This window comes from Natrinema hispanicum, from assembly GCF_004217335.1.
Taxonomy (GTDB): Archaea; Halobacteriota; Halobacteria; order Halobacteriales; family Natrialbaceae; genus Natrinema; species Natrinema hispanicum.
Window position 1 is genome coordinate 1 of record NZ_SHMP01000002.1, and the last position, 17,239, is coordinate 17,239.

Here is a 17,239-nt window from a genome sequence, read left to right on the forward strand (position 1 = left end):
AGGAAGAGCGCATTCGAGCACGAGAGGATGAACTTGAGCGAATCAGTGCCCAGGCCGAGATGGGGCTTCAGGAAGGTCGTGCAAAGCGGACACGAGCGATCGCTGCGGACCAGAGCAAAGCGCGGCGTGTGGAATTCCAAAAACGGGCGGCGAGCGTGGACCCAATGGCGGACCCGGAGCGAGCGGATCCCCGGACAGAACTTACTCAAGAACAGTTGGCGGCCGTGAACAAGCAGTCGATACGACTCGCAAAGCAGTTGGATGGTTGGTCTCAAGCAGCGATCAGCCGGCGGTTGAGTGAGGCCGTTGTCGGTGGTCAAGACCTGACAAGTGCGGTCGTCAACGTGTTCGAGGAGCTGCAGACGGCGCCCGGACACGTCATCCCCATTGGAAAACTCGAGGAGGTTGCTCGAAAAGAGGTGAGCATCGAAGGGCGTGTCGAAACCCTGTGGGATCCTTCGCATCCGAGTATCGCACAAGTCGGTCTCATCGCAGACGACAGTGGACAGACACGCGTGACGATCTGGAAGTCATCAGACGCGCCGTGGATCAAGGAAGGCGAGCAGGTGCGCATTCACAAGGCTGCCCGGAACTGGCACGAGGGCCGTGTCTCACTGGCCGTGACCGGGTGGACGACGATCCACTTCCCCGAGCGCGGTCACTGGTGGGAATAGCCAGGCCTGAGCCTCTTTTTTGCTGGTGTGAACGCATTCACCGCCACCTCCCACCACCTCCACGGTCCGGGCTGCTCACGGCCAGTGGCCGCTGCGCTGCCGGGCTTTCGCCACCGCATGAATCTGTTCCGCGACTTTGCTATCACCTAATAGTAGCCACTGAAAGTCAATGCACACCCGATCGCACGACGGCTGTGCGATCGGTGTGTAAGTCGTTTCAGTTGTTACTATAGTAGTTAGTAACACGACTTTTTCATTCAGAAATATGCCTGAAACTGAGTCGAGCAATTCGGTAACTACATCTGCGGATTGATCGGAGGTTCGTCCTTCCCGGGCGTGAGAGTGACCGAGCCAGAGAGTTCTTGTGTCGCCCATATTCATCATCAGTGTGTACCGAAGAGAAGTGCTCCAGACGATGAGTGTCGGCGCAGTTGCTCTTGGTGGCGGTTGTTCAGGCCTACTCGACTCTCGCGGCTCGTCGTATCTCGAAGACGTCACGATCAAGAATGGGGATGACATCGCTCATGACTTCGAGCTGACCGTCAAGCAAGCAGACTCGGTCGTCCATGAGGCCACGGTCGAACTGGAGGGAACACAAACGCTAGCGACGGTTGCCTGCGAGTGGTCCGGACGTGGTCCTTTCGTGGTGACGTGCACGCTTGATGGAGACTCAACAGAGACAGTTCGGATAGACGACGCTATCCAGCAGGGGGCAGGAGAGTACGCACAAGTCACGTTCACAGTCACTGAGATGGCCGAACTCGACTGGTCGGGTTTCTTGGATGACGGGGGTCGGGAGTGTCCTCGATCAGCATCTAACTGACGACCTTGTCGGCAGTATCCTGTCCGATGATAGGTACATCATCTGTACTTACCGCGAGTTCCGCAAGGAGTCCTGAATAAAGGAACCATGCTACGGTCTACTTCGAGATAGGTTTCTCTACCCCACGAGCTGGTGAGGGGCAGTCGGAGTTGCTCATTGCCCCTCGTGAACACCATGACTTTCAGAGAGGTTTACGAGACAACATTCGACGAAGATGTCCAGCCCAACTCGAGCGCCAGTCCGTGCCCCAAATGCAACGGACGGGTGACCACCAACGCAGTCGAAACTCGTTGTGAAGACTGTGGATTCCTTCTCGAACCGCAACAATACCAGGCCCAGAAAAGAGTCAATCCCACTTAGATAGAATGCTATTTAGAAAAACTACACAAGTATTGCAACAAGATATTTACTGGAGTAACAACATAGATTTGGATAATGCCAGAATGTGATGGCTGTGGCTCTCATGTCACCGAGAACTATTTCCGGGTTTTCGCCGTTGATGGTGATCTGCCAGCATGTATCCACTGTGCCAGCAACCGTGAAGCTCGAGAAGCAGGACTCCGCCACCAATAGCGTCCCAGTGATCACATTTCCAGATTTTCTCTATCGAACTGGAGCCTGCGTCGAGACGTGAGACAACACGATCCACCACCCACCAATGACTGACCGAGATTCTGACTTCGAGGAGCTTCGTCCGACCGGCGAAGCGTCGCATATCCCAGATGAGACACTCAGCGAGTGTACTGAGGGTGAGCCGAATCGACAGCGAGTTGCAACGGCGACGACTGGATATCCAGACACTCCAACGGAAACAGACACTGAGTGTCGCTCCTGTGGCGCACCGATCCCAGCTGATCAGACCAAATGCCTGTTCTGTCTTACTAATCATCTTGAGAACTCCTCTTCTGAGACAGACGCACCAGCGACAGAATGGACACTGCTTGGCGTTGTCCACATGCTTGTCGAGTCGTCGACGTTCTATGGCGCTGTCGCGAAAGGCGCAGCCGCTGCGACACTCCTTGCCTCGAGTGCGACGGAATCAACGGTCGACGACTGCACGATCATCTACGATCTCGAGGACGAGCCTGCAGCCCAATTGACTGATCGGTGGCCTGTACTACCCGCTGCGGTACGGATCTCGTCCACTGACGGTGAGCAGCTTTTCGCAGCGGCCTATGATCGAACAGCGTGGACTGACCAATCAGCGGTGGATAGCGACTGCGAACCAACAACCTATCTCTACGACGAGGGTGGATCCGGCATTCGCGACGAGCAGCGGCTTGCGACGTTGCTCGACAACGCCGGTGATGATGCGTGGCTAGTTCCTGCAATTGCCCTCCAGCAGGCACCTCAAGAACGTGAACCTGAGCATCAGGACAGTGGCATTCCGACCAAAGAACGCCTCGAGTGTCACCAGTGCGGACGCACAACCGATCACCAATTCAGCGCTCATGAATCGGTTCCCGACGAAACCTGGACCAGCCACGCAATCTGGGAGTGCCAAGTCTGCGGGACGCCGCGCTATGGGCCGAGCCCAGAATGACTTGCTCCGCGTCATGTCTTAACCAACAGACGTCGATGGTGCAGCGTGGCTGTTGGTTAACAAACCGGTCGCCTATGCTGTCGTATTCTGTTTGTCTGCGCCGCGATCGGCCGAGGCGCATTCAATGGACCCAGGAAACACACCAGGATACAGACTGCATCGTGCACTCAGCCAACTCAACCATCTCGAGGGCGATCAGCTGACTGACGCAGACAGAGAACGAATCGAGACAGCAACGGCGCTCTTGGAGGAAGTGAGTCTTCTCACTCGACCAGAGCGTGGTGAATCTACTGATACCCACATTGATTCCTAACCGAGCGGGTCATAGGATCTGTCACGGACCCATTTGACGCTGTAGTGAACGGTCAGTACAGGCGGACTATTGAGTGTCTTTTAGGTGAACGTACGAATCCTCGAGAGCAAGGATCCACTTTGTATGTAGCTCATCAGCTGTTGCATTTCCTGGGAAAAACACACACTTGTCAGCTTCTCCCGGGTCTTCGATTACGACATGGATAAGTTCATTTTGATCCGAAGTATCGGTTGAAGGGGCGTTTTCAGGTATTCCATCCATGTCATGTCAGCACACGACCTCTGAGCTGAAAAACCTTACATATGGACAATAGGATGCAGGTCTTCAGACAATAATAGTGATTTCTATTTATGAGTCTATACGCACTGATATATCTGTGTGGGCGTTGTCAGCCCAATTATCTTGAATGAGCAACACTCGACTGGACAGGAGATCGTCGCCATCTGTCCTAACTGTGAGGCCGTTTATCCTGCTATTCGGCTTCCTGATGGGAAAATAAGACGGAAGGTACCCGTATTATCAGTGCGTTATCAAATCCCTTGTCGAAATTGAAAGCAAACAGTAGCCACATCTACTTACCGGCTGATTCAATAAAAGTGAGCTGAAATAAATCGCTCATGAGTCTTCTATGATGTGCTCCACTCAAGGCAGGGGTGCAGTTTCGGAAGGCACTCGCAGCCAATTCGAAGCTGTCGACGAGTCGAGCGACCTGACGATCGCTGTCGATGCTATCCGGATCGCTCTACTCCATGAGACAGACGCGTTGCACCGTGATTTTGTGCGCCGATAATGGCTGCCGGCGCACTGAGTAAGAACAGACGAGTACTGACCAGAGCGTCGGCACAGTGAGGTATCCCAGATGCATATGTTAATTTACGCACTAGTAGAGGCATCGACAGCAGAAGAGGCACTGTCAACCGGAAAGACCGTGTTCGACCGACTGGTTGGCGCAGAGCCGGACTCCTGTGCAGTGTTCGACTACTACGTCACCTTCGACGAAGAGGAGACGACAGTGGCTGGAAAAGCACGGTGGGGCGACCTACCGACAGCTGCACCCGTTACGTCCGACGAAGGTGAAGAACTCCTCGAGCGGGCCTGGAAGACTACGACGGAAACATTCCAACGCAATCTGGACCGGGTGAAGAAAGCACTCGAGGAACATAACGACGACGAGATCATGCGCGACGAGGGCCTCGCTCGGCACGCCTTCCAGCGCGTCGGTGCTTCCCGTGGCCCGTCGATCTGCCTGTATGATCAACACGCGACAGGCATCCGCCATCGCGGACATCTCGATCGCCTCCTCAAGGAGATTGATGAGCGCGAGACATGCTGGGTCGTGCCAGCAGACGTCCATTTCTGAGTACTCATGCCCCGAATCACCAACTGGACACGAGAGAGTCGAACACCCACGCTGGCATATCGAAACACGGAGACTGGAGCACGAGCGGTCCTGCATCGTGCCCCGGATTCCTACGCGTACAAGTGGCGGGCAGCGATCCTTGTCGACGGCTATCCAGTGTGGTCGCAAGGCTTCGAGACGAAGGAGGCGACCAGCGTTCGGGATGAACTTCGGAACCGACTAGCCCCCGAACTCGCTTGTCCTGAGTGTCCGAACGACGACGTCATCGTCGGCCAGAAATCTGCTGCTGGTGCAAAGCTCAAACGATGGTTTGACTGTCCCGACTGTGGCTACGAAGCCCCCTCGAAAATCGTCTATGGCGCAGAACGCTAGCAGCAGGTGAGAGCGCAAGCTGCGAAGTGAGCATCACTGCACGGCGAGTACTTTTAGTGGTCAATACTGACAGCAGAGACATGAGCGAGGATGTGGTCAGGGCCGCGTTTCCCGAACTCGAGGTGATCGAAGACGACGATCTTCGAGCGGGCGTTGTCAGTGCGTGGGCGACGGCCATCGAAGAGAACGACACCGACGACCTCACCGAGGTACCGTGGCTGCCCCCAACACAGCGTGCATTAGGGTTGGAAAACGAACGGCTGGTAAGCCACGTTCGGGACGTAACTGCCTGTGCCGTTGCGCTCGCGGAGACACTTCTTGAGCGGCGCGAGGTCACGCTCTCAGTGGATACGGTAGTTGCTGGTGCACTCATCCACGACGTGAGCAAACTCGCCGAATTCGACGGGATGACCGAGACGCCGGTCTACAACCTGCTCGGACATCCCTACTACGGTGTCTACGTCGTTGCAGCAGTGGACCTGCCAGTCGAACTGGCACACATCGTACTCTCCCATACGAGCCGAACGCCGGTCGAGCCGGCGACGATCGAAGCGGAACTCATCAGGAGAGCCGACGAAGTCGCAGCAGCCGCCATCCGGTCACAGGCGACAGACGACCTTCGAACCGTATAACCGCTGCATCGAACGACCGGTGCTTCCGCTGTACTTGCCGTAGCACGTGGTCATCTCTCACTTGCGGAAAAACCAGTGAGCGATGCAGTTTTTCGTGCCTCGACAGGGGTAGAGGCAACATCCAATGAGCGATACGTCAGAGCAACCTCCAAACTCGAGCGAACTCTCACCAGCTCAGCGGCTCGAGGCACCAAACACACGGCTGATTGATGCCAGCATCGCGACGATCAACGATATGGAGACGCTTCGAGCCTGCATCGCCTATGAAAACCAGCACCAACAACGTGTTCCGATCCTCCGCCTGCTCGAGAAGCGGGCTATCGAACTCCGCTCACAGGACGACGATGACTAACTCGATACTGCCAGTGTCAGATTGCAGGACGACCGGGAGGAACCTTGCCAATTCCTTGCCCAGTACGTGATGACGTGAAAGCCGTCACCAGTCATCGCTGTACTTCTGTCCCTGCTCGGAAACTCGTGAGGTCGTCGATACGCTCTTCGAGTGCTTCGATTTCCTGTTGCAGTTCTTCAGCTTCTGTCTCCTCGCTGGCGGCAAGCCGGTCCTTCAAGCCCTGGAGGCGCGACTCCTTGACGTCGTCGTCGACCTCCTGCCTTGCGAACGTACTCGCTCTCATCGATCTCGTAGACATCAGACTCGGTGAGCGTCGTCACCTCGAGTGCTTCGTCGACCTTCTGGCGATCAACGCTCATGACGCGCTCGCGGTCGATCCCTTCCGCCTCGAGCATGGAGATGACGTCTTCGTCATCTTTGAGCGAGCGGTTACGGCGACTCGTACGCTGGACGGAGCCATACTGACCGGCAACAGGACGGTCGTGATGGAGGCGTGAGAGAAGTACGTCAGCGACCTCCTGGCGAAAGTCGTTGGCGTCACGCTGGACATCCGACAGCAGCGTGTAGAGATTGACGAGCGTGGCCGTCTCCAAGTCAGGCAGGTCAGTTACGTCGTGGCGCTCGAGTGCATCGATCAGTAGCAGCGCATCCGAGTAGACATCAAGACCCTCAGGTTCGGTGCGGTCGTCGTCGGTGTCTGGTTCATGTGCTGTGTTGGCCAGTTGGGTCGTCGTCGGACCATCTGTCTCAGCGATCACACCCGCGTCCTCGTCGATCTCGAACCGGGGATGAACACTCAACACCGCTGGATACGGGTCAGCATCTGGCGGCAGCCGGTCGAGATCGAATCCATCGTGCGCGGTCTGTATCTGATGGTAGAGTGTCCCGAACTGCTCACGTTGGAGCGGACGCTTCTCGCTGGACTCGTCGAACTGGACGATAACGCGGTGTTCCTGGATATCTATGATGTGAAGGCGAGAGTGCGACAACGGTGTAATCAGTGTCGCGTCCGCCGGCAGCTCATCCAGATGCTCGAGAAGCGTGTGCCAACTGACGCTGAATGGCATACGGGGGAATTACGCGCCGTCCCGACTAAACCTTGTTCTCGACGGGTATCAGAGAACTCTCCAATTGGTTTGATCCACCGACGGCTGCGGTGAATTGGCCGGTAAGTAGGTGTACAACTATATTCGTTTCACACACCAAAATACTATACTCAAACACGAGAAAGGTTCTATATGGTAGCTGACACACTGACCGCACTTTCCCAACGCAATGAGGCTTTCTGGATAGGCCTAGGCTTACTGTTCACAGGCGCGCTCGTTTCCTCATTCGTCCAGATTAGCAATCCGCCAGTTGGAGAGATACTTGGAATACTCGGAGTGACTGTTCTCGCGGTCAGACTTCTTGTAGGCCTCTATAAGATACTCCGAACGTCGGCCAAAGCAGGACGAACAGGGTATCAAGAAAGCAAACAAGATAACTGATATAGCGCTTCTCTTTACTGTTCACGCTCGAGGTCTGAGAGCGTCTTGATTCGCTCATCAGTTAGTGGATGTGGTCCAAAGAGGTAGCGTTTGAGTCGGTGTGTCCACGTCACGAGCCACCAATACGACGGTTCAGTGTCTCCTTCCGGTCCGACATGACTTTTTCAGGTTTATCCAATTCAAGTGGGAGAATGGATAACGAAGAGACGCTCGAAACTTCACGCAGATCTCGAATCAGTGTGTCGGCTATTTCCTCGTCGAGTTGCCGGAGGAGAGTCGCAAGCACAGCAGGTGATCCGGTCAGCTCTGCAGCTGCTCGATCCGCCGCTCGTTCTCTGGTTCGGGACAGGCGAGCCGTGATCGCTGATTGCAGATGAGCTTCAGCATTCTGCCCACCAAATCGTCGGCTAATTACCATCTGGCGTGAAAATATCGTTCCATGACTGAAATCGGACTGGTGAGTTGCACGAAAACGAAGCGCGAACACGCAGCACCACCGGCGAAACTTTACTCTCCGTCGGCGTTGTTCAGCAAAGCGCGACAGTATTGTGAGCAATATCACGACGACTGGTATATCCTCTCGGCGAAGCACCAGCTACTCGAGCCAGACGGCCCACCGATCGAGCCGTACGATGAGACGCTGGCCGGCGCGCGAGTCGCACGAAAGCGAGAGTGGTCTCAAGCTGTATACGAGGAGGTGAAAGCAGCAGGTCTGCTCGAGTCCAACATCACGCTCGTGTTCCATGCAGGGAAAGCATACTACGAGGAACTACTCCCGCTGCTCGAGGACCACGACGTTGCGATAGAGATTCCAACGGAGGGGCTACTGATCGGAGAGCGACTCAGTTGGTACAATCAGCATCTATGAACGAGCGAGAGCAGGTTTCAGAAGGTGCGACGGGCAAAGCAGCGGTGTGGGAATCATGGCTCGAGGACACGCTCTTGCCGGACCTCCGCTCTAATGAGACACCGGACCCAGTCCCGTTTTTCGAGTCTACTGACAACGGACTCGAGACGAGCGATGCACTGGGGAGCTACAAATGGGGGATGAACGACGGTGACTACCTCTATTTGATCTACCTCTTGGATGGGCCGGCTGCAGACGCTCAGAGCGTGATCCCTGTGTACGTGGGTGAATCGAACGACATCAGCTCACGGATCGGACAACACTCCCGGAAGATCCGCAATTCGCTTCCAATTACGGAGTGGGAAGACGACGGCGAGTGGGGAAGCTTCTCGAAATACGATCAGATCGCAGCAGTTGCCGAACGCGCAGATAGCCCGTTGTACGTCTGGATCGTTGACGTCGACAAACTCGAATCCGGACCCTATAGTTTCGAGACGTATCGTCAGGAACTCGAGGCAAAGCTCGTTGGATTGGTTCACGCACAACCCGAGTACGAGCGGATCTTCGCCAATCGCGAGTTCGTTCCAAATCGGATTCTACACGAAATCGGCAAGGCTGGGACGGAGTGGGTCGCAGACGAAATTACCGCACAGGACAGACAGTGGCCGAGTAGCAGCGAAAATACGCCAGCCACCCCCATGACGAAGGCCGAGTGTTGGGAAGCGTGGGCTGAAGAGTACATACTGGCTGATATCCAAAGCGAAGGACAGTCAGATCCGATCCCGCTCTTTGATGTGACTGACGACTTGCAGGTTCGAACACGCGACGACGGAACGCTCGAGCGTTCTGCCGAGATCGATTCCTGGATTCGCCGTGAAGGCCGGAAGTGTGTCGACAGTGATGGCATCCGTGCGGACGGCGACGATGGCCTGCTGTACATCATGTACCAGCTCGAGGAACCTGCAGAGACTGCGACACCTACTGATATCGTGCCTCGGTATATCGGCAAGGCAGAGGCATACGGGAAGAAGCGAGAGCTCAGTGCGAATTTCACAGAGATCGCCCACAAGCGGGATGGGACGCGAAGCTTTGCGCGGTGGGGCGGTGGAAACTACTGGCATATCGGCGAACTTTCACAGGCACTCGCTGGCGACGACGAACGCAAACAGCACTGGGTTGAGGCACTCTTTGAGCCCGACTCACGGACGTTATCTCAGCAGACGTATCTCTGGGTCCATGCCTGGAATGGGACAGCGGACAGCAGCCCATATGGAGCACCCGCAACCCTTGCAGAGGTCGAACCACTGCTAATCGGGACGGCGTACGATGCATACCCAGCGTCTCTCCTGAACAAGAGCGGAACGCCAGATGACGCGCCGATCAAAGTGGAGAAGCCAGCGTCCGCTGATTAGCGGCTCTTCAGCTGCTCGAGTCTGGCGTCTTTTTGAGACCCCCTGAGGGGTGGAGGTCTTCTCGAGTTCAGTTCGATTCGATTCGACTCGAGAAGCAGTGATCGAACATGGCTACGAGCAGCAGCTCCCGGGAAACGTTCGACGATTCGGACACCCGGCACGACAAGATGCACAGTACGATCGAGGCGTGGGTCCAAGACCTCGTCGACGAAGTCGATGACGCCGTCTCGAGCGAACAGTTCACAGAGTGGTTGGACGTCCAGAGTCGTTTCCACGACTACTCGCACCGAAACACGCTGTTGATCAAACTCCAGTGTCCACACGCGACACGCGTTGCCGGCTATCGAACATGGCAAAACGAGTTTGACCGGCATGTGAAGGAAGGAGAGACAGCGATCTGGATCTGGGCACCCATCATCGCAAAGCAGTGTCCCGACTGCGGAAACTCGCCGTCGTACCACGAGCGCAGTGACTGTGAATACGATGAAACCCCTCCGGATAGCTGGGAAAAGGGACTTGTGGGCTTTCGGCCAGCACCCGTCTTCGATATCTCACAGACTGACGGCGAGCCACTGCCCGACCTCGAGACGGAAGCCAAGGGACAGGCTAACGAGTTAGTCCCTGCACTCCTCGAGGCAGCAAACTCACTCGAGGTAGACGTGGAGGTCGTGCCACCCCAGGACTGGTCGCATGGGAGTGCCAAGGGCGTCTGCGAGTACCGGCCTCAAGAGCAGCCACGCGTCGTCGTCCGTGATCGCGAGAACGACGCTGATCTCGCCGTCACGCTCGTTCACGAGTACGCGCACGCGCTGTTACACAGCGGCGTCGACGACGAGGCTGAGCGATCGAAGCGTGAGCTCGAGGCCGAAGCGGTCGGTTACATCGTTGGACGGCACTTCGAGTTGGATACCAGTGGGTCAGCGTTCTACCTCGCCGCGTGGCACGGTGACGAGCCAGAGACGATCCTCGACCGGCTTGAGCGCATTAGTTCGACCGCCCAGGAGATCATCGACGTCACCAGCGAGGTGGTCGACGATGAGTGATCGACCGCTTCTGCTCGAGATCATCACTGCACTCGAGGAACAGGGCTTCGATCGAGACGAGTACCAACTACAGTGGATGATCGACGCCGAAGCCCTCAAGCGGCTTGTAGACTCGATGGGCCCACAGACTGATCTCGAGGTTTGATTCTCGGTTAGTGAGTTCCGTGTGGTGGTGACATCATCCGATGTTGCCGTAATCAAGACTTCGTAGAACAGGACGCCAAAACAAGGCTGTCATAGACTATTTTACTGTTGAGCTGATAATCGCAATGAATGATAAGTACAGGGCAAGCAGTTATCGAAGTGGCTATCCATCTATCCGAACTATGCCAAAAGCCGCCTGCTGAATAGAGAGGATGTGGTCAGCAGCACATCTTGGCTGAAGTGAGATCCTAAATACTTATCACCTACTCACAATAACAGGCGATATTATGGCTGAAGGGAAATGCGACTTTTTCCATAGGGTTTGGCAGAATTGGATAACCGAAGGTGGTGCTGGCCCTTGTGACGGGTGTCCAGCACACTGGTCTATCAGAGAAGATTTTCCCGGCGATCCAGAAACGCGGACAAACTCATTCGGTCATCGACCATTTTTCGGTGATGGTGCGTTGACAGACGTTGATGTAGCGATTTTAGGCCATGAGCCGGGGAAGGCGTCAATTCCGGAGTACACCGAGGAGAAAACAAACCACACACAGAACACTTTCGACGAGGTCCGAAGGGACGACGTGACCAAAATTCCCAACATTGCGGGAACGATCCGTTTGGCAAAGCCGTTGTTTGAACTGCTTGATAAGGAATTTAATGTATACTGGACTCAAGTCAAAAAATGTAATGAGATCCATTACGGAGAAATAGGGATAGAGCCGGATGGACGAAATCGTACAGCCGAGAAGCAATGCGCGGGTGTAGGTGGGTATTCCGGGCATCTCTGTGAGGAGTTACATACGGTTGATCCGAAATATGTAATTTCCCTTGGCAAACGACCTTACGAGCTATTCTGTGAAGTCTTTGATGTTGAAAGCCTTGGGGAGAATTTCAGTAGGGGGATTGGATCAGGAAATCACAAGTCGGGACTTCGAACACTATCTGTAAGCGGTGAATCTTTCATCTACATACCGACTGCTCATCCAACACGAGGGGTTCACAAACAAACCACCGAACAGCTGTCGATTACCGAAAAGAGTAATCAAAGTAAAACCGAACGGTACTATGAAGCCTTAGCGGAGGATCTAATCAAATTCAACCAAATTAATACATAATCCACTTTTAGTTTCTTAGCCGTAAGATGCGCGCTCTGTATTCATCACGACTCTTCGAACAGATACGCTGGTTGGTAGGTATCTCAGCGGTCAATAAGCAGATCCATTTGTCGGCCGATTCATCGAGAAGTGGAGGCAATTAACTTCATGAGAAGTGGTCTGTGACACACTCTATCAAAACCACTAGCCGTGTGATGGCTTCACTGAACGAGAAGATTTAGGATTCAGTGATTCGTTCTGATCGACATGTCTCTCCTCTTCGAGAGTGCGATCGGCAAGTTCGACCTCTCGAGTGCTGCCCTCCATTCACCGGCAGACGAGACGTTTGAACCGGTGCGAGATGACCCCATTCCAATCGATGGGATCGTTGAATATGCGAGCTACCACGACCAACTCGCACATCCCGAGAAAGACGACTGGATCGTAATTCCACTCCATGCGCGCAATAGCGCAGCACTCTCGGGCGAATATCTCGCCTTCACAGAACACGCACTCCATGGCGACATTTTCATCTACGATGATGGCGACGACTATGCTTCGGTCGATCAAGACACGTTTGCCGTCTCATCGCTAGCCAACCGGGTACGCTTCTGGCACTCCGATTACGCGCCTGACGATCCGCCGTCGTACTTCGACTCACCCATTGCAGAGCGGGAACCACCGCGAAATCCGCTTTCCGACAACACGGACTCCTTCTTTGACGAACTCGAGTCATTTGTCCAAGCGGAGATGGATGCCCAACGTGATGAAAACCGAGCGAAAGCAGCCGCTTCAACGCCCGAAGCACTCCGTGCCGAGGGGTTCGGTGCGATTCCATCGCTTGCATCCCTTGGTCAACCAGAAGATGGTGTCTACCGATTCAGAATCGATGACGGGCAAGTAGATCGGCAGCATGACACGTATCGAGTCGTCCAGAGCGAATTCCGGATCTTCGAAGGAAACGAAGTGCTCCTCCACCCACCAAGTAAAGAACACTCACCAGACGCGTTCCCGATTCCAGCGACAGTCGATGCGATCGAGGGACTAACCGTCAGTCTCGCTATCGACTGGTATACGATCGAGAACCGGTCGGCTGTCGGTGCGTTCCTCCGCCAGAAGCGACGGGATTTTGCACTCACTCAGCTGTTAAATCCCGTTCCGTACGAGCGCGAACTTGCTGCGATTACGCGCGTTCGCGAGCGTGATGATCAACGCGCGCTCTTGACAGGCGACACAGCAGTCACCTTCGGGGACACGGCTGGTGTCAAGAGTAGTCAGCAAGACGTCGAACTGAATCAAGAACAGGAGCTTGCAGTGTCCTGTGCCCTCCTTGCTGATCACCTCTTCTGCATTCATGGACCACCAGGCACAGGCAAGACGCGAACGCTCGTCGAAGTCGTCAGACGGTCAGTCGAGGCTGGGGACGACGTCCTCGTCTGTGCCGATTCGAACCAAGCAGTCGACAATCTCGTTGCTGGCTCGAGTACAGCGACTGAGACCGACGACCGATCACTGCACGCCCATGCACAACACGGTGCCGGCGAGTTCGTACTCCGACGCGTGAACGCCAGCAGATCATCAAATGAAGTCGTTAGCACCCAGTATGCTACCTGCGACGGACTAGCCGATGTTGTCGCAGCGACGAACAGCAGCGCAGCGACCCTCGAGCGAGAGTTCGATGTGCTCGTCCTCGACGAGGCGACACAGGCGACATGCACCGCCTCGTGTATTCCGCTTGCGCGAGCGGACAAAGTGATCCTCGCAGGCGATCACAAGCAATTGCCGCCATTCAGTGCAACCGAAGAACCGCCGGAGTCTGCAGCCGGTCTCTCCCTGTTCGAACACCTCTACGCTGACGGCGGTATTTACGAGGAAGTCGGTATCCAGCTCCGAACGCAGTACCGGATGCATCGCGATATCGCCTGGTTTCCGAACAGCCGCTTCTACGACCGGGCCCTGCGGCAAGGGCGTAACGTTACCGCACTCGAGGACCGGCCTGCATTCGTCGGATATGATATCGGTGGAAGCGAGGAGACGATCGATCACTCCAAGCGCAACGACGCAGAGGTGCGACTCGTTGCCCATATCGTCGGCGAACTGCTCGCCGATGCAGATCTCAGCCCATCCGAAATCGGCGTCATTACGCCATACACGGCTCAGGCTAACGCGATTCGAAAGAAGCTAGCGAGACATCTTGATTCTGGAAGAGACATCACGGTCGACACGATCGATTCCTTCCAAGGGAGCGAAAAAGTCGCAATCGTAATTTCGTTGGTTCGGAGTAACACAACGGGCGAGACAGGCTTCCTCGGCCGTCCACTTGATGGTCCCCGACGGTTGAACGTCGCGATGACTCGTGCCCAACAGTTCTGTGCGATCGTCGGCGACTGGTACACGTTACGCTCATCCCCAGACGGCACTGACGAAGACACTGGCCTGTACGGCGATCTCTACTCGTTCCTCGAGAGCACCGGGAGACTACGTCAAGTCGAACCAGAGTTCATTCCTGTTCCCAAGTGACCGCATGGTTCGGTTTCTGTGGTGCCACATTGGTGGACACCATGACAGATCATCCGACGCTCTCGGAGTTCACCACGAATGAGACAACTGACTCGAGACCGGCGAGTCAGCCATCGACTGAGGAGACCGTGACGATGACGGCTGACGAGCGGGTCGCAACGTACCTCATCGAAGACCAGATGGCGGATCTCACAGACGCGATCCGTGAAGCGGTCCAAAACGGCATCGACAGTCCTGGGTCATCCCGTGTGCTGGTCAGTATCTCGCCTGAGCGGTCGCTCATCCTCGATGACGGCGCTGGTGTCGATCTCGAGTCGACCGAGGGACGACGCAACCTGTCGGTGCTTGGTGCGGGAAGCAAGCAACGGTCGGACGACGAGACAATCGGCGAGTGGGGCATCGGCAAGGGTGCGATCATCGCGAAGGGTGCCGTTCGTATCTGGAGTCACGACACCGCATTGTGTTTCGACTACCGAGATCGACGCGACTCGGGGCCGTGGGCAGACGTCAGCGGGCGCGATGGCCAGCTCGTGGACACTGAGCATCATCTCGAGGGGATGCTCGTCGAGATCGATCACTACGAAGACGAAGTGCCGGACCCGGACAGCTACCGGTGGCGGCGCTACGTTCGCGATCTTCGCAAGCGCTTCGCGTACGTTCAGTCTCGAACGGGCGTCACAGTCGTGATCAACGGCGAGCCAGTCGACAACGGCAATCCACTCGAGGCAGTGGCCGACTCACCGCATCCGTCGCTCACCCGTGAAACTGAGGATGCGATCCTCGCACTCGAGTACACGCCCCACGAGGGACTCGATATTTACAGCAATGGCCTGTACGTGACGACGAAACGCGAGTACGGATTGGGTGGGGTAGTCGTCTCGAAGGGGAACTTGGCGCTGAACTTTGCCCGCAACGATATCCAGTCGGGCTGTGACCGCTGGCAGCGGATCGACAGCGCACTTGAGCAGGCACGTGATGACCTGTATGCCGAGGTCTCGGACGACCGGTTGACTGCTGAGAGTCGGGAAGTGATGATCGAGGCAATGGCATCCGAGTCGTCGGACGAGCAGTGGGCCGATCGCAACCTGTTCCAGCTGGCAACCGAGTCCCGCATCAGCCTCGAGGAGATCCAGGCGGCCCCGAAAATCGGGTGGGTTGACAGTGCCCAGAAAGGTGCGGACAAGCTCGTTGAGCGAGGCTATGTCGTCCTCGATACGAGTGATGCGGCGACCCAGCGGCTTCGTGATCTCGCCACTGACGAGGACACATCGATAGCGGTGCCGGAGACGTTCGATGTTGGCGAGCAAGCAGAGTCAGAGGGTGTATGGACGGGCTATCATCGCATCGAGGACGAATCGCAGTTGAACGCTGATCAGCGGCGCTATCTCCGCTTTGCTCGAGTGCTCTCAAGGGAGATTGGGATTGAGCGAGAGGTGTACTACGGCGAGGCGAGTGCCGATGCCTGGACTGACGGCAGGACGTACATCGTGATCACCGACTCGGCCGTGACGAGCCGCCAGCGTGCAATCTGGATGCACGACCTGTATCTCGTGGTGTTACACGAAGCAGCCCACGAAACCTCGAGTCGGGATCGGCCTTCTCATGGGCATCACTTCGAGAGTGCGTTTCGGTCGCTTGTTGAAGATCCAGATAATCGAAGTTCGTTCGCGAAGCTTGTCCAGCAGGTCGTCGACGAGGGATTCGAGTCCGTGTTCAAAGAATATGGGGAGAGGATCTAGCAGAACGCAGCCATCGATTCTGGACAATTCCGGTAATGGAGTGGCGAGATGGAGGACTGATTTGAAGAGACTGCAGTGGCTCGAGATCAGTATAGTGCGCTGACCTATCAAGATGCAGGACGGCTCTTCGAAGAGTCGTTGCCACTGCTCTTCTGGGGATGTAACCCGAAGTTCGTCTTCGACTTCGTAGAAGTAGCCCCGTTCGAGGAGGCGCGTAAGTGCGTGCTCGACGTCCCGTTGCTCGAGTGCTAACACTGCATCGGCGACCAGCATATCGGTGGCGTCGTCGTAGTCGATCAATGGCACACTGTCCTCTCCATGGTCTGGCCGACATGCCTGCGTACACAGCCGGTCGTAGCACTCGAGAACGGACAGCAAGACGGGAACTTCGACGTCTCTGATTTGAGGTAATGTTCTGAGTTTACTTTACATCGACTTCTTTCACGTCTTCTGCCCTCTCCTTCAATAGAATACGGTTTCCACACATAGGGCACCGAATTCCGCCATATTTGAAGAGCGTGACCTTCCGTTTACACTTAGAACATTTGTAGGTTACATTTGGATTATTCGGGCATGGTCGATCCTGAGTAGAACCAGCTGTTGGGATCGGATGACCATGCACGTCTTCGTGACACGGATGACAGAGTGTCTTAAGATTGTTCTTAGAATTGGACCCACCTTCTGAGAGTGGTTCGACATGGTGAACATGCAGTTCCTTCTCTGTCTCACCACAGCTCTTACACTGATACCCGTCTCGCTCGAGCACCTCTTTCCTGATTGAGTTCCAATTTGAAGGATACTGACTATCAGTCCATCCCATCTATAAGATCTGGGAGTGAATTTGTTATCAATATTCCGGCATACAGGTAGACGGTTTCAAA

17 protein-coding genes and 5 pseudogenes are annotated in these 17,239 nt (G+C 55.5%); 16 read left to right on the forward strand and 6 right to left on the reverse strand.

All coding sequences use genetic code 11. The annotated features are described in order from the left end of the window. The 5 genes from BDK88_RS00290 to BDK88_RS21640 form a co-directional block, all read left to right on the forward strand. The coding region (locus BDK88_RS00290; protein ID WP_130498644.1) for an SOSS complex subunit B family protein at positions 1–674 on the forward strand (674 nt) is incomplete at its 5' end. Positions 675–1,062: 388 nt separating this feature from the next. Continuing rightward, positions 1,063–1,497, forward strand: a complete 435-nt coding sequence (locus tag BDK88_RS00300; protein ID WP_130498646.1) for a hypothetical protein — start codon at positions 1,063–1,065, stop codon at positions 1,495–1,497. 435 nt (positions 1,498–1,932) lie between these two features. Further along, positions 1,933–2,070: a DUF7563 family protein gene (locus BDK88_RS22475; RefSeq protein ID WP_449406692.1), complete on the forward strand. Its 138-nt coding sequence runs from the start codon at positions 1,933–1,935 to the stop codon at positions 2,068–2,070. 85 nt (positions 2,071–2,155) lie between these two features. Then, positions 2,156–3,040: a biosurfactant protein 1 gene (locus BDK88_RS00310; protein ID WP_130498647.1), complete on the forward strand. Its 885-nt coding sequence runs from the start codon at positions 2,156–2,158 to the stop codon at positions 3,038–3,040. A gap of 124 nt (positions 3,041–3,164) precedes the next feature. Continuing rightward, positions 3,165–3,353: a hypothetical protein gene (locus BDK88_RS21640; RefSeq protein ID WP_130498648.1), complete on the forward strand. Its 189-nt coding sequence runs from the start codon at positions 3,165–3,167 to the stop codon at positions 3,351–3,353. A 66-nt stretch (positions 3,354–3,419) separates the two neighbouring features. Here the strand turns inward: BDK88_RS21640 and BDK88_RS00320 are convergent, their stop codons facing one another. Next, on the reverse strand, positions 3,420–3,614 hold the full coding sequence (locus tag BDK88_RS00320) for a DUF7511 domain-containing protein (RefSeq protein ID WP_130498649.1): 195 nt from the start codon (positions 3,612–3,614) through the stop codon (positions 3,420–3,422). A 598-nt stretch (positions 3,615–4,212) separates the two neighbouring features. Here BDK88_RS00320 and BDK88_RS00325 point away from each other — a divergent pair. From BDK88_RS00325 to BDK88_RS00340, 4 genes are all read left to right on the forward strand, one after another. Beyond that, entirely contained in the window at positions 4,213–4,713 is a 501-nt protein-coding gene (locus BDK88_RS00325) for a hypothetical protein (RefSeq protein ID WP_130498650.1), read from the forward strand. 6 nt (positions 4,714–4,719) lie between these two features. After that, complete coding sequence (locus tag BDK88_RS00330; RefSeq protein ID WP_130498651.1) at positions 4,720–5,085, forward strand: DUF7568 family protein; 366 nt, start codon at positions 4,720–4,722, stop codon at positions 5,083–5,085. A gap of 80 nt (positions 5,086–5,165) precedes the next feature. After that, positions 5,166–5,717, forward strand: coding sequence for an HD domain-containing protein (locus BDK88_RS00335; RefSeq protein ID WP_130498652.1), 552 nt, complete (start codon positions 5,166–5,168; stop codon positions 5,715–5,717). Positions 5,718–5,841: 124 nt separating this feature from the next. Beyond that, positions 5,842–6,069 carry a hypothetical protein gene (locus BDK88_RS00340; RefSeq protein ID WP_130498653.1) on the forward strand — a complete coding sequence of 76 codons (228 nt, stop codon included), beginning with the start codon at positions 5,842–5,844 and terminating at the stop codon, positions 6,067–6,069. A 91-nt stretch (positions 6,070–6,160) separates the two neighbouring features. Here BDK88_RS00340 and BDK88_RS00345 read toward each other — a convergent pair. Both BDK88_RS00345 and BDK88_RS21645 read right to left on the reverse strand, forming a co-directional pair. Then, positions 6,161–7,136, reverse strand: a pseudogene (locus tag BDK88_RS00345) (hypothetical protein). Between the two features lie 434 nt (positions 7,137–7,570). After that, positions 7,571–7,917 (reverse strand): annotated as a pseudogene (locus BDK88_RS21645) (M48 family metalloprotease); the annotation flags it as partial. A 78-nt stretch (positions 7,918–7,995) separates the two neighbouring features. On the opposite strand from BDK88_RS21645, the gene BDK88_RS00355 reads away from it, so the two are divergent. The 7 genes from BDK88_RS00355 (at position 7,996) to BDK88_RS00385 (ending at position 16,358) form a co-directional block, all read left to right on the forward strand. After that, positions 7,996–8,424 (forward strand): DUF6884 domain-containing protein, encoded by a 429-nt coding sequence (locus BDK88_RS00355; protein WP_130498654.1) that lies wholly within the window; start codon positions 7,996–7,998, stop codon positions 8,422–8,424. Beyond that, positions 8,421–9,815: a GIY-YIG nuclease family protein gene (locus BDK88_RS00360; RefSeq protein ID WP_130498655.1), complete on the forward strand. Its 1,395-nt coding sequence runs from the start codon at positions 8,421–8,423 to the stop codon at positions 9,813–9,815. Before BDK88_RS00355 ends, BDK88_RS00360 begins: the two co-directional genes overlap by 4 nt. A gap of 107 nt (positions 9,816–9,922) precedes the next feature. Next, entirely contained in the window at positions 9,923–10,858 is a 936-nt protein-coding gene (locus tag BDK88_RS00365; RefSeq protein ID WP_130498656.1) for an ArdC-like ssDNA-binding domain-containing protein, read from the forward strand. Next, positions 10,851–11,003 (forward strand): hypothetical protein, encoded by a 153-nt coding sequence (locus BDK88_RS00370; protein ID WP_394342653.1) that lies wholly within the window; start codon positions 10,851–10,853, stop codon positions 11,001–11,003. Before BDK88_RS00365 ends, BDK88_RS00370 begins: the two co-directional genes overlap by 8 nt. Positions 11,004–11,289: 286 nt before the next feature. Next, on the forward strand, positions 11,290–12,120 hold the full coding sequence (locus tag BDK88_RS00375) for a hypothetical protein (protein WP_130498657.1): 831 nt from the start codon (positions 11,290–11,292) through the stop codon (positions 12,118–12,120). Between the two features lie 246 nt (positions 12,121–12,366). Further along, complete coding sequence (locus BDK88_RS00380; RefSeq protein ID WP_130498658.1) at positions 12,367–14,619, forward strand: AAA domain-containing protein; 2,253 nt, start codon at positions 12,367–12,369, stop codon at positions 14,617–14,619. Between the two features lie 41 nt (positions 14,620–14,660). Further along, a complete protein-coding gene (locus BDK88_RS00385; protein WP_130498693.1) occupies positions 14,661–16,358 on the forward strand; it encodes an ATP-binding protein in 1,698 nt (565 codons plus the stop codon). A 144-nt stretch (positions 16,359–16,502) separates the two neighbouring features. Here the strand turns inward: BDK88_RS00385 and BDK88_RS21650 are convergent. The 3 pseudogenes from BDK88_RS21650 to BDK88_RS22255 form a co-directional block, all read right to left on the reverse strand. Next, positions 16,503–16,760: pseudogene (locus BDK88_RS21650) on the reverse strand (hypothetical protein); the annotation flags it as partial. A gap of 19 nt (positions 16,761–16,779) precedes the next feature. Then, positions 16,780–16,914 (reverse strand): annotated as a pseudogene (locus BDK88_RS21655) (DNA-directed RNA polymerase subunit P); the annotation flags it as partial. A gap of 72 nt (positions 16,915–16,986) precedes the next feature. After that, positions 16,987–17,178, reverse strand: a pseudogene (locus BDK88_RS22255) (HNH endonuclease); the annotation flags it as partial. Positions 17,179–17,239 lie beyond the last annotated feature (61 nt).